General features: G+C 31.5%; 17 protein-coding genes. 16 read left to right on the top strand and 1 reads right to left on the bottom strand.

Annotated elements, in window-relative coordinates:
* Positions 1-7: 7 nt before the first annotated feature.
* The 8 genes from M4I23_RS04735 (at position 8) to M4I23_RS04770 (ending at position 7,433) form a co-directional block, all read left to right on the top strand.
* A complete protein-coding gene (locus M4I23_RS04735; protein WP_249753625.1) occupies positions 8-1,306 on the top strand; it encodes a DUF1566 domain-containing protein in 1,299 nt (432 codons plus the stop codon).
* A 31-nt stretch (positions 1,307-1,337) separates the two neighbouring features.
* Positions 1,338-1,736, top strand: coding sequence for a DoxX family protein (locus M4I23_RS04740; RefSeq protein WP_249753626.1), 399 nt, complete (start codon positions 1,338-1,340; stop codon positions 1,734-1,736).
* 16 nt (positions 1,737-1,752) lie between these two features.
* Positions 1,753-2,787 carry a sensor histidine kinase gene (locus M4I23_RS04745; RefSeq protein WP_249753627.1) on the top strand — a complete coding sequence of 345 codons (1,035 nt, stop codon included), beginning with the start codon at positions 1,753-1,755 and terminating at the stop codon, positions 2,785-2,787.
* Positions 2,788-2,850: 63 nt separating this feature from the next.
* The gene (locus tag M4I23_RS04750; RefSeq protein ID WP_249753628.1) at positions 2,851-4,176 is read left to right on the top strand and encodes a YHYH protein; all 1,326 of its coding nucleotides are present in this window, start codon (positions 2,851-2,853) and stop codon (positions 4,174-4,176) included.
* A complete protein-coding gene (locus M4I23_RS04755) occupies positions 4,173-4,772 on the top strand; it encodes a YbhB/YbcL family Raf kinase inhibitor-like protein (protein ID WP_249753629.1) in 600 nt (199 codons plus the stop codon). The genes M4I23_RS04750 and M4I23_RS04755 overlap by 4 nt, the downstream gene beginning before the upstream one ends.
* 13 nt (positions 4,773-4,785) lie before the next feature.
* Positions 4,786-5,802 carry a hypothetical protein gene (locus M4I23_RS04760; protein ID WP_249753630.1) on the top strand — a complete coding sequence of 339 codons (1,017 nt, stop codon included), beginning with the start codon at positions 4,786-4,788 and terminating at the stop codon, positions 5,800-5,802.
* Between the two features lie 48 nt (positions 5,803-5,850).
* Positions 5,851-6,585, top strand: a complete 735-nt coding sequence (locus M4I23_RS04765; protein ID WP_249753631.1) for a LytTR family DNA-binding domain-containing protein — start codon at positions 5,851-5,853, stop codon at positions 6,583-6,585.
* A 101-nt stretch (positions 6,586-6,686) separates the two neighbouring features.
* Positions 6,687-7,433 carry a hypothetical protein gene (locus M4I23_RS04770; protein ID WP_249753632.1) on the top strand — a complete coding sequence of 249 codons (747 nt, stop codon included), beginning with the start codon at positions 6,687-6,689 and terminating at the stop codon, positions 7,431-7,433.
* 16 nt (positions 7,434-7,449) lie between these two features.
* Here the strand turns inward: M4I23_RS04770 and M4I23_RS04775 are convergent, their stop codons facing one another.
* Positions 7,450-7,758 carry a hypothetical protein gene (locus M4I23_RS04775; protein WP_158850226.1) on the bottom strand — a complete coding sequence of 103 codons (309 nt, stop codon included), beginning with the start codon at positions 7,756-7,758 and terminating at the stop codon, positions 7,450-7,452.
* 198 nt (positions 7,759-7,956) lie between these two features.
* On the opposite strand from M4I23_RS04775, the gene M4I23_RS04780 reads away from it, so the two are divergent.
* The 8 genes from M4I23_RS04780 (at position 7,957) to M4I23_RS04815 (ending at position 13,113) form a co-directional block, all read left to right on the top strand.
* A complete protein-coding gene (locus M4I23_RS04780) occupies positions 7,957-8,493 on the top strand; it encodes a hypothetical protein (RefSeq protein WP_249753633.1) in 537 nt (178 codons plus the stop codon).
* 35 nt (positions 8,494-8,528) lie between these two features.
* Positions 8,529-8,963, top strand: a complete 435-nt coding sequence (locus tag M4I23_RS04785; protein WP_249753634.1) for a hypothetical protein — start codon at positions 8,529-8,531, stop codon at positions 8,961-8,963.
* Positions 8,964-9,110: 147 nt separating this feature from the next.
* Positions 9,111-9,410 carry a hypothetical protein gene (locus tag M4I23_RS04790; protein ID WP_249753635.1) on the top strand — a complete coding sequence of 100 codons (300 nt, stop codon included), beginning with the start codon at positions 9,111-9,113 and terminating at the stop codon, positions 9,408-9,410.
* 328 nt (positions 9,411-9,738) lie between these two features.
* Complete coding sequence (locus tag M4I23_RS04795) at positions 9,739-10,203, top strand: response regulator transcription factor (protein ID WP_249753636.1); 465 nt, start codon at positions 9,739-9,741, stop codon at positions 10,201-10,203.
* Positions 10,204-10,492: 289 nt separating this feature from the next.
* Positions 10,493-12,058, top strand: coding sequence for a M6 family metalloprotease domain-containing protein (locus M4I23_RS04800; protein WP_249753637.1), 1,566 nt, complete (start codon positions 10,493-10,495; stop codon positions 12,056-12,058).
* A gap of 73 nt (positions 12,059-12,131) precedes the next feature.
* On the top strand, positions 12,132-12,350 hold the full coding sequence (locus M4I23_RS04805; protein WP_249753638.1) for a hypothetical protein: 219 nt from the start codon (positions 12,132-12,134) through the stop codon (positions 12,348-12,350).
* Between the two features lie 33 nt (positions 12,351-12,383).
* Positions 12,384-12,773 carry a hypothetical protein gene (locus tag M4I23_RS04810; protein WP_249753639.1) on the top strand — a complete coding sequence of 130 codons (390 nt, stop codon included), beginning with the start codon at positions 12,384-12,386 and terminating at the stop codon, positions 12,771-12,773.
* 67 nt (positions 12,774-12,840) lie between these two features.
* Positions 12,841-13,113, top strand: a complete 273-nt coding sequence (locus tag M4I23_RS04815) for a hypothetical protein (protein ID WP_249753640.1) — start codon at positions 12,841-12,843, stop codon at positions 13,111-13,113.
* Positions 13,114-13,167 lie beyond the last annotated feature (54 nt).

Consider the following 13,167-nt stretch of genomic DNA (forward strand, 5'->3'; position numbering starts at 1 on the left):
AGTAATTATGAAAATATTAAAAAATACCACAGCAAGAGTTGTAACTTTAATTGTGTTACTCATGTTTACAGTACAGGCATGTAAAGATAAAAATTCAAGTGCTCAGCCAATTATTAATGATGTACAGAATTATGTACAGGTTGCCACTGGTCAAGTGACTTTGTATGATGAAGATGGCAACGTAATTCCATCTTTAAAACCAAGTGATTCACTTTTTGGTCAAGATGCTAATTATCTTAAAGGCAAAAAAATGTCTTATCAAAAAAATGAAGAAGGTATCACAACAGATTTAAATACAGGCTTAATGTGGCAAGAAATCCCTACAACAGAAGGCTTTGATTGGGAAGATGCCAAAGCTTATTGTGAAAACCTGGAGCTAGGTGGTTATGATGATTGGAGAATGCCAACAGCAAAAGAATTATACTCAATTAGCGATTTTAGTGAGGGTTGGCCTTATTTAGATACTACTTATTTTTCTCTGGTAAATAATACGCATGTCGATAAAAGTGAACAATATTGGACAAGCAATAAATACGTTGGTCATACAGAAGAAGGACAATATGCTGCGGCTTTTGGTGTTAACCATGCTACGGGTCATATAAAAGCTTATGCAGGAGAAGAACCAAAGGATAGAGGTGATCGTAAAGGGCCTCCTCCTGGAAATCAAAGACCACAAGGACAAGAAAGTGAAAATGGAGAAAAAGGAAATAGACCTCCACCTCCAGGGAATGGTGAGCGACCAACAGGTAACCCAATGTTAAAGCATGTTCGTGCAGTTCGTGGAAATGCTTATGGTGTTAATGATTTTTATGATAATGGAGATAATACTATTACAGATAAAGCATCAGGTTTAATGTGGTCTAAAAACGACAGTGAAAAAGGTTTAGATTGGAAAAATGCACTTTACTATGCGGAAAATTCCACCTTGGCAGAATATTCAGATTGGCGTTTACCTAATGTAAAAGAATTGCAAGGTATCGTCGATTACGATTATGCGCCAGGTGCTCAAGAGTCAAAACAAGAAGGACCTGCTATAGATTCAATTTTTAATATTTCAGAAATTACTAATGAAAATAGCGATTTAGATTATCCATATTTCTGGACTAGTACTTCTGCACATTTTCAAAAAGGAAAACCCTTCTATTACGCATGGTATGTTGCTTTTGGACGTGCCGTGAATAATGAAGGTTTAGATTTTCATGGAGCAGGAGCGGTTAGGTTCGATACAAAACATGAAAATGGACCTGCTAGTGAAGGTGGTGAGAGATATTATAATTACGTTCGTTTGGTAAGAAACTTGAAGTAATATAAGTTATTTAATTAAAATTATTGATGTTATGAAAAAGGATATAGACTTCGGATTATTGCTATTAAGAATAGTAATAGCAGGATTAATGCTATTTCATGGCATTGCAAAATTAAATAGTCTCACAGGTATCGAAAATATGCTTGCAGAAGCTGGTTTGCCTTCAGTGATGGCATATGGAGTATATGTAACAGAGTTAATAGCACCAATATTGATTATAATAGGGTTTAGAATAAGATTAGCATCTTTGGTATTTTTTCTAGGTATGGTTGCTGCACTTATTTTAGCCCATTCAGATCATATTTTTGCTATTTCAAAAACAGGAGGTCTAGAAATTGAATTACTTTTGTTGTATGCCTTTGGAGGTTTAGTATTGTTTTTTACAGGCTCGGGAAGCTATGCAGTATCTACTTCTAATAAGTGGGATTAACAATAAATACTATAAAATGCATAAAAATAAAAAAATAAGTATCCTTTCACACATTCTAGTATGGCTTGTGCTATTTAGTATGCCATATCTTTTATCATATGGACAAGAGCAAGAAATAAATAGAGTTATAGCTCATTTCTGGATTCCATTAGTGTTTTATGCTTGCATTTTTTACATCAATTATTTTGTTTTTATAGATCGCTTTTTATTCGAGAAAAAAACAACTCAATTTATTTTAATTAATGTTGTTATTATTGCTTTCTTCATATTTTTAAAAGAGCAAATTGAAGTTACCTTTTTTGAAGAGCTTATGAAAAAGCGAGATAATACTAAAGGTGAAGGTCCTCCTTTTAAAATGTTTGTTTATATACAAATGCTATCTTACATGGCACCTTTATTATTTTCTATAGCAATAAAAAGCACAAAACGTTGGGTAAAAACTGAAGCAGAACGTAAAGAAGCCATAAATGTAAAATTGAAATCAGAGCTTCAGCATTTACATTACCAATTGCAACCGCATTTCTTTTTTAATTCTCTAAACAATATTTATGCTTTGGTAGATATTTCTCCGGATCGTGCGAAATCATCAATCCATAGTTTGAGTAAATTAATGCGATATATGCTATATGAAACAAGTGTAGAGTCTGTTTTATTATCTAAAGAAATAGACTTTATGAAAAAGTATATAGAATTAATGAAGCTTAGAATCTCAGATAAAACCAAAGTGAATTATAACTTCCCTGAAGAAGAAACAGGTGTCAACATTGCTCCATTACTATTTATCTCATTAATTGAAAATGCTTTTAAACATGGCGTTTCTGCTAGTAAAGAAAGTGAAATCACTATAAAGATGACTATCGTTGAACAAACGGTTTTATTTACTATTGAAAATGCTAATTTTCCTAAAAAGACAGATGATAAGAGTGGGTCAGGAATTGGACTTCCAAATATCGAAAAACGTTTAGAATTACTTTACCCAAACAAAAGCAGTTTTAAAACATTTATAAAGGATAATCATTACATCGCACAATTAGAAATTGAAACCGACTAAATGATAACCTAATAGCATCTCATCTGTGTCATTCTTAAGATTTAAACTTTTAAACTAAAACATATGAAATATAAAATTCTAGTTATCTTTTTGTTCATACTGTTCAGCAATCTTTTTGCTCATGAAGGTGGACATGGAGTATTATTGAAACAATGGAGTTTGAGAGCTAATAACGAAATAATAAATGCAGATTTCATTAAATATGAAAATAATAAAGTCTGGCTTATGGCTAGTGATCATGGTATTAAAACATATAAGATTTCAGACTTTTCTAATGCCGATCAAGAATTCATTAAAACCAAAAATGAAATCATTCAATCATTAAATGGAGATCATATCTCTGATTTAAAATCTCAGACATTATCAAAATGGAACATTTTACATATAGCGTTAGGTGGTTTCCTTTTGTGTTTCTCCGCTTTTAAACTGGTAAAACGAAAACAAATAGTGCACTTAACTTATGGAACTCTTGGTTTAGGTATAATTTTATTTGTATCCTGTAAAAACATCAAAACGGACAAAGAAAGTGTGATAAATGTGCCGCAAAATGATATTTCTATCATGCAATCTTTTTTCGAAAAATTTGATAGAGTCGAAACGCATTCAGATGAAAATTATCTATATATTTCATCAAATGGCTTGCCTGATCACGATATGATGGTAGGTATATCTAATTGGCAACAACAAGTACCAATTAATCAAAACTATACAGGAAGTAACAGCTGGGCAATACCTATACATCCAAAATTGGCGGAACATCCACTTTCTACTAAAACGAACTTACTTAAAGGCGCAATTGCTGTGGCTGTCAATGGTATTCCTATTTTTAACCCCTTAAATAATAGAGGAGAAGATGCCAATGCTATTGGAGAATTAGATAATTGGGGCGGACATTGTGGCCGTGCAGATGATTATCATTACCACTTACCACCATTGCATTTACAAGACCAAGTTGGTGAGGGGAATCCTGTGGCATATGCTGTTGATGGTTTTCCTGTGTATGGAAAAACAACAGATACACTCGATGCGTATTTAGGTAAAATGAATTCTGATGGCTCTTATGAATACCATACTATTAAAGAATATCCTTATTTTATTGCAGGTATGCGAGGTGAAGTGATATTAGACCCAAAAACAAAAGCGCCAGAAAATCAAGTATATCCGCAACCTAGAACACAAGAATTACGACCTGCATTACGACCATTGCGAGGTGCTGAAATTATTGACTTTAAATCTTTAGAAGAAAATTCATATGCATTAACGTACAGCTTAGATTCAAAAGAATATACTATAAATTATAGTTGGGACAGAGAAGATAATTACAGCTATCAATTTATAAACCCTGATGGCGCAGTAACCGTTGAAACCTATAAACCAAGAGACAAATGAAATATTCAAAATTTATAGTTCCCATACTTTTTATTGGATTGATGTCTTGTGAAAATAATAAAAAAGCGATTACAGAAGTGAATCATGATGATTTTAAAACCATACATTCAGATTTTAAACTATCGAGTATTGCGATAGAGGATGGTGTTTTATTAGATGCTTATAAGTGTGAGGAAAAGGTTAATGATGTTGAAAACTCCATACCTCTTTCATGGGGGAATGTGCCTGAAGGCACTAAATCTTTAGCTGTTGTGATGTATCATTATCCCAAAAAAGATAATAAAATAGAAATCAATTCATATCTGTTATTATGGGGTATAAATCCTGAAACAACAGAGATTCCATACAAAATGGCGTCTAAAGGTAATTGGTTTATGGGTGCAAATAAAGATGGTACAGCCATATCATATACGTCACCTTGTTCTCGTGGCAAAGGTAAGCACGAATACATCATAGCGCTTTATGCCTTATCAGAAACACCTGCCACTTTACCTAAAAAACACAGTTTAACCGTAGATTACAATGTATTTATGAATGCATTGGATACCGTGAACATTATAGATAGAACGACTTTAACATTTATAGACTCAAATTAAAAACAATCATAAAATGATATACTTAAAGAATACGACACTATTGTTTGTTTTAGCCTGCTTTACAATGACGGCTTGTAAAAATGGTGAAAACGCTAAGAAAACAACACCTGAAAATTCAAAAATATATAAAGGTACAGCCTCTGTATCTCAAGGGGCTGCAACAGTGCTTACTCAAAATATATTTGAATGTGATAGAGGTAGAGAAGCACCAATAGGCGTTTCTACCGCAACAGATGGCAGTAAATGGACGGTTCCTGCTGAGGTTAATTTTACTGAAGGTAGTTTTCCTTTTGCATCAGATTTGTTTAATCCATGTACAAAAGTGGAATATACCTCGGCAGATGAAGCTTTAGCAGCTTTAGACGGAACAGATATTATTGAGGTTGATGCCGATGGTGAAATAGTTACGGCATATGTATTTGCTGATAATTATTTTGAAATGTATATTAATGGAACTCCAGTAGGTAAGGACAATGTTCCGTTTACACAGTTTAATTCTAATATAGTTCGTTTTAAGGTAAACACGCCTTTCACAATAGCCATGAAATTGGTAGATTGGGAAGAAAATAGTGGTTTAGGGTCTGAGGCTAATAGAGGACAAACGTTTCATCCAGGAGATGGTGGAATGGTAGCTGTTTTTAAAGATGCTAGTGGAGATATAATCGCAACAACAGATACTAATTGGAAAGCCCAAACATTTTACACGGCGCCTTTAATAGATTTGTCTTGTGCTCAAGAAGAAGGTACTTTAAGGTTAAGTGAAACGTGCAGTACCGAAGACTCTAATGACGGAACATTATATTACGCTTTGCATTGGAAAACACCATTAAATTGGCAATCTGCAGATTTTGATGATAACGAATGGCCTAACGCAACCGAGTTTACAAATAATACTATAGGTGTGGATAATAAACCTTCTTACACTAATTTTACTAATATTTTTGATGATAGTGAGGCGGATGCTCAATTTATATGGTCAACAAATGTTATTTTAGATAATGAGGTTATTGTTAGATACACTGTTAATTAAACTTTAGTATTCCAATTTATGACTACTTTTAATATATAAACCAAACTTATGAGCAATATAAAAATCACCTGTGTTATTGTAGACGATGAGCCTATGGCGCTTAATTTAGTAGAAAGTTATGTAAAGAAAACACCTTTTTTGGAGCTAAAACAAAAATGTAGTAGTGCTATTGAAGCTATGGAGTTTATAAAAGAGCACCCCGTAGATTTATTATTCTTAGATATACAAATGCCAGATTTAACTGGTTTGGAGTTTTCAAAAATGCTACCAAAAGAAACACGAGTTATTTTTACTACTGCTTTTGATCAATATGCTCTAGATGGTTTTAAAGTGGAAGCTTTAGATTATCTTTTAAAACCTTTTGATTATGCGGAGTTTCTAGCAGCAGCAAATAAAGCAAACACTTGGTTCTCATTAGTAAAAGGAAAACAACAAAATACGGTTTCTGAAGAAAAGGAGTTTCTTTTTGTAAAATCTGAATATAAACAATTGCGTATTAAACTAGCCGATGTTTTATATTTTGAGGGCTTAAAAGATTATATTAAAATTTGGTTAAAGGATAATCCAAAACCTATTTTAACGTTAATGAGTTTAAAGTCCTTACAGGAAGAATTACCAGATATGCAATTTATGCGCGTGCATCGTTCTTTTATTGTGGCTCTAAAAAATATAGAAGTTGTAGAGCGTAGCCAAATTATAATTAATAAGCAGCGCATAACAGTTTCCGAGCAATACAAGAGTACTTTTTTAGACTATATTAATTCCAATTCGTTAAACCTATAATACTATTATATTTCAATTTATTACAACCATGCAAAACTTTTGTAATGGATTCTTACATACTAAATTAATCCTATGTTTAAGCTTTTTAATAAAATCATTAAATGAAAATATTTCGTAAATTAAGAAGAAATCTAATTGCCTTAGGTAAGTTTAAATCTTATATAATATACGCATTAGGAGAAATAGTACTCATTGTAATTGGTATATCCATTGCTTGGAAAATAAATGATTTAAATGATATTCGAAAAAACAATATTGTGGAGCATAAAATCTACAATAATTTAAATGAAGAGCTAAATACGAACTTACATATATTAAGAGGTTTATTAGATGAATATCCTGATACTATAACCTGTCTAGAAAACACTTTAAAATATGTTGGTAAAGCTCCAAGTGAAATAACAGAAGGTGCAAAAGATACTATAATTAATATATTTGATAAAGAAGTTAACCTCCAAGATAGTTCTATTAATTCACTTGTTAATACAACTAAATTTGAACTTTTGGATAATGCAGAGTTAAAAGATTTAATTGTGATGTACCCAAATAAAATTGAAGGGTTTAAAAAACAAAATGCCAAAATTAAAACTATAATTGCTAATAGATTAAAACCTGTTTTAGAAAAACATATTTCGTTGGTGGATATGCTCCCTAAAGAAAACCAGAAGTATAATCATATTAAAGAATTTGGGAGCAAATCGGATTATAGTGCTTTATTGCAAAACAAAGAATATCAGAACAGTATTATAGACCGCTTATTGCAAACACAGATACAATTAAACAACGCTAAAATATTGCGCGGTAAGACTAAAATATTAATCACCAAGCTAAAAGAGGAGCTAGATTAAATCTCACTAAACTTAACTATTCATGGAGTTTAAGAAATTCAGCAGGAACATCCAATAGCTCTTGGTAACACCAACTATTAGGGCAATCGTCATTTAATTTACCATGCTCGGCAATTCTTATGCGTATCGAGTCGTTTCTTTGATTGGTTCCGTTGTAAATTTCTCCCACTTCAAAGGTTCGCTCAGTAATGCCTACAACTCCACCAACGACTACCGTGGTAATATATTCAGATATAAACTCATATTGATTATTTGTTACATCGTCATCCGAACCGCAAGATATTACTGTTAGAGAAAAAATAAAGAGGTAAATTATTTTTTTCATAATTCTATTTTATACTAGATGTTAAAATAGGTGTTTGGTTGCGTCTCATTTTTTTAAATCATAACAGGCAGACAATCAGTTGTTTTAAAAAGGTCACCCAATTTATTGATAGTTTCTCTTTTTGAACGATAATATGTTTAAGGGATTTTACCTACATTTACTCTTCTCAAATAAATAATAAACCTACAAAAAACAAAAATGATGACTTTAAAAAATTCTCTAATTGCACTTTCTTTAATTTTTACTTTCATGTCTTGCAATAATGAACCTGTAGAAATTTTTATCGATGAGGTTGATGTTTCTGAAGAAAGTACTTTTCTACTTAAACAGAGAATTACAACGTATCCTGATGGAGAAACTGAAACAGAGACATTCTCGTATAACGGAAATGATTTAACATCAATTCTAGACTCTGAACGAGATAAATATGAAAATAATTTACTCCAAAGAATAAATTACACAGATTTAGATGGGAGTTTAATAGATTATACTTTATTGGAATACGACGCCACCAATCAATTAAATTCATATACCACATATAATACAGAAGGGTTGATGTTTGATTTAGCATATAGTTCAGCCAATAATCTTTTAAAAGTAAAAGAAAATGATAACGTAACTATAACAGATTTTGAAGAATACCAATATACTTATAACACATCAAAATATCCTGAAATGACTACATATTATTACGAAGGCGTTTTAGAGAGTACTATAGAATACATCTACGGATAACAAATTGAACTAATAACTTAAAATATAATTGAAAAATGAAAAAACTTATTTTATTCATAATGCTTGGAGGTTTAATAATGTCTTGCTCATCTGATGATGATAATGAAACAAAAAGTTTAGATGAACAAATTCTTGAGGATTCTTGGAATTTTCAAAGACATGGCGAAACATGTTCTGACGATTTCGAATTAGAAGAAGGTCCAGCGTTTGAATTTAAATTTTTAGCAGACCAAACTATAGAATTTACTGACCCTGGTTACTTAACAAGTTCTTATTATGAGTTGAATGGCGATACATTAATTATTGAAACTATATACACATTACCTTCTGGTAGTAAACGTAAGTTTACTGGTAATTACGTTTATTCTGAAACAGATGGCGATTTTACGGGAACAAATACATTTATAGCTTATGATGATGAAAACGATACGCAATGGATTTGTGAAGGAACTGCTAGTGTTTTTAGATAATTGATAATAACTTTAATAAAATTTTAGTTAAAAGGGTTTCATCTAAAAATCTACTTGTTTAAAAGGTAAAATTACAGTGTTGGTATATTCCTTTTCTCAAAAACAGTGTGTAGTACTACATTTGTTCAAAATAAAATTAAACACATTATGAAAAAAGTAATACTATCTCTAGCCGTTGTTGTTAGTTTAACTAGTTGTAACAGCGTAAAAAACATGAATACATCAAGCATTACTAGTGCTGCAACTTTATTAAGTTCTTTAAGTTCAAACTCTACAGTACAACAAGTTTCTAGCTTGTTTACTTTACTAGATGCTAATAAAGATGAAGCCATTAGCTCTACAGAAGCAATAGGTTCTGTATCAGAGAACTTTAATACATTAGATACAGATAACAATTCTAGTTTAAACTTAACGGAATTAACTGGATTATTAGCACTTTTAAAATAAATAGAGCATAATAAAATAGTCTATTTTGTCTTTACAATTTAGAATAGTAAACCTTTCATAACTATTGATAGTATTCAATTTTTATGAGAGGTTTTTACTTTTTAACCGTTTACTATAAAAAAACAGGAAAAACACCTTTTATAAAAACAGTATTATCCTGATGATTAAATATGTTTAATGTGCTAATTTTGAATAAGTTATTAGTGTAGTCAATTCCTGAAATATAGAATTATTTAGGTTACAATCGTAACTCTGAAATTATTTAAAAACTGTTTATTTTCCCTCAAGAACGACATTAAAAGCTGATTATTAATTTAATATATTCAGTATGTCTACAATGTCTAATTATCAAGTAAGAACCATATTAGATGGTAACAATGAGGATACTATAAATCATTTATTACAATTACTAATAAATGATCAAAGCTTACATGTTGCTATAAACGAAGGCTGGCATCAACCCAGTTTAGAACAAAACCTTACTTATAATTCATCGAATGAATGGCGTTCAGTAACTTCTGATAAGAAAGCACAATTAAGCCGAAAATTTTTCAGAATAAAAGAAGAGTTACAATTCGTTAAAAAGAATTCTGAAAAATTTAATAAACTCACCAAACGGGAAAAAGAAATAATTCAACTTCTTGGTAAAGGCTTCAACAATCCAAACATAGCAGAACAACTTTTTATTAGTAGAAGTACTGTTGAGCAACATCGGAAAAATATCAACTTTAAATTAAGTATTAAATCGTTTACACATATTATGCGTTACGTTTATGCTTTCAACCTCATATAATCTTCATTTTATAAAAAGATATTTCCTTTTGTTTTTTTAATAAATTTTGAGGTAAATCAATAATAAGCTTGTTAAAACAGATACCTAGAACATTTTGTTTTTGGGTATATAATAATGTCTAAAACCTAGAATATATAATGTTATATGTATTTGAAAATAAGCGATTTATGTTAAAATGCCTAACCTTGGGTATTGTGTAAAAAGTATTGCAGAACTAACTTTGAAAAAGCATAATTGGAGGAAAGTGAAAATCCATTAAAGAGTAACTTAATTTATAAATTTTGAATAGATGAATAAACATCAAGAATGCTTATGTATTTGTCCGCCATCACCAGAATTGGAGGATAAAATAAGAAGCACAAAAAAGAAAATCCTTAAGGAAACTGGATTCGAAGATATTGATGATATCGATATTTTAGACATGAGTACGTTTACCTTAATAACGACCCGCTCTAAACGTACAAGAGCACACGACCACTCTGAGTCTTTAAACCAAGCACCAGTAACAGGTACTAAACGTGCTATTGTATTACTTGTCGATTTTTCAGATAAAAAAGCTGTGGAAAATCAAGCACATTTTAATAATATGCTTTTTTCTCAAAACACCTATGCTACTGGGAGTATGCGTGATTTTTATAAAGAAGCTTCATACGGGAATTTAAATGTTATAGGTGAAGTAAAAGGCCAAAACGGAGCAACATCTGGATGGTTTAGAGCACCAAAAACAAAAGCCTATTACACTAATAATGACTTTGGTTTTGGATCGTATCCCAAAAATGCACAAAAATGTGTTGAGGATGTTATTGATTTAGCAAATCCACACGTTAATTTTAGTAATTATGACAACAGCGGTGATGGGTTTGTTGAAGCTTTAATTGTGATTTGTGCTGGTACAGGTGGAGAATCGTCTGGCAACAAGTCAGATTTTTGGTCACATAAATGGGGTATTACTCCAAAAAATGTAGATGGCGTAAAAATTAACCGATATTTCATGGCACCAGAAGATGGTAGAGTAGGTGTAATGGCTCACGAGCTTGGACATTTACTATGTGGTTTACCAGATTTATACGATACCGATTACTCATCTAGAGGTACAGGTCGTTGGGATTTAATGGCTGGAGGAAGTTGGAATAACGGCGGTCATACCCCTGCACATCCAACGGCTTGGTGTAAAGTTAAATGTGGTTGGGTAGCACCTACAGTAGTTTTTAATGATACAAAAAATATTACGCTTAAACCATATCATAACAATAAGGATATTATTAAACTACCTATTGGCAGTGCTAATAGTCAGGAATACTTTTTGTTATCTAATCGTCAAAAAAATGGTTTTGATGCACATCTTCCTGGTGAAGGTATGATTATAGAGCACATCGATGATACCAAAGGAAACAATACCGATGAGAACAATTATCTAGTAGATATTGAACAGGCAGATGGTAGCCGACATTTAAACACAAATGCCAATAGTGGTGATGCGTCTGATGTATTTCCTTTAGTAACAAACAAAGCGTTTACAAACACATCGAGCCCAAATAGTAAAACTTATGCTAATACAGATTCTAAAGTAAAAGTTATAGATATTACACGATCTGGAAACAACATTACAGCTAATGTTACTGCAGGATCTGGAGGTACAACATGGGTAACTAAAAAGATAACGCGAACTTATGCATCACCACATAGTAAAAATGCATGGGCTTATATAGAATCTATTGGGTGGCGAAAAGTAAATATTCTTACAGCCGATGGTGTAACCAACGTTTTTCTTCTGTTAAACATAGCAAGAGCAAAAAACACAACGGTAACAGCTAGTATTGATAGCTCTCATATCCATATTGCATACTTAAACTAAATTCGGGAATTCGAATATAATTAACAGCGAACTACACAATAAAAAGAATTATTAATCTATAAAATTTTAAATTATGAATTTTTCAAATAAAAAAGTATTGAGAACTTATGCATCACCACACACTAAAAATGCATGGGCAAATATTGAAACTTTAGGATGGTGTAAAATAGGTCAATTATCTACCGATGGTGTTACTAATATTTTTATAATGTTAAACGTAGCCAGAGGAAATAATAAAACGGTTACTGGTAGTACAGATGCTTCAAACCTCATAAGTACATTATACCTGTAAATCGAAGTATTAATATTTAAAAACATAGAAATTATGATGACAATAAATTTTAATATGGGTGAAGGTAAAGTGAATTTAGGTTCTGCTACTAGCGGGAGTTTAGAAGGCCAAATACCAATACCAAATATTATAGAAACAAGTACATTGGATGGTTTTGAAGGGCAAGTTCCAACACCTAACTTAATGGATCATGAAAGTCCTTCAGGAAGTCTGGGAGATATGGTAGCGCCAAGTCCCGAAGACTTTAAAAGTGCAGACTCTGTCGCAGATGTATTTGCTCCAAGCCCTAATGATATGGAAGCTTCGCTTAGTATTGATACTGGCGGAGAAGGACTTCCAGAACCGATGAGCTTAGATGAGGTTGATGCTATTAAATCGACTAAGAAAACAACACGATCAACAAAATCATCTACAAAAAAGTAATATCTTTATAAGCCTAGATTAGTTTTAATAAAATTAATCTAGGCTTTTTTTTTTTAAATATAAAACTATGGAATTTGCACCAAATAACACGATTATTAAAGCTGCTGTTGTTGATGTTTTAAATGAAAATGATGAAGTAAAGATCGTAATTTTAGAATTACCCAAAGCTGGTAGTTATCCAGGTTTTTTATCTATTGGAAAGCTTCTAATCGCAAAAATTATAGACGCAAATAATACAATAGATTTTAAAGTTGAAGATGTGATTTCTGCAGAAATAGAAGTATTAGGTGGCCCATTGAAACAAGTATTTTTACTTCATAATGTTTCTAAGCAATTTTAATTATTCAGAAATAAAAAACAATCAAGTAATTTTACTTACAAATAGTTTTAAATC

Origin of the sequence: Algibacter sp. L4_22, from assembly GCF_023473045.1 — a bacterium.
Classification (GTDB): domain Bacteria; phylum Bacteroidota; class Bacteroidia; order Flavobacteriales; family Flavobacteriaceae; genus Algibacter.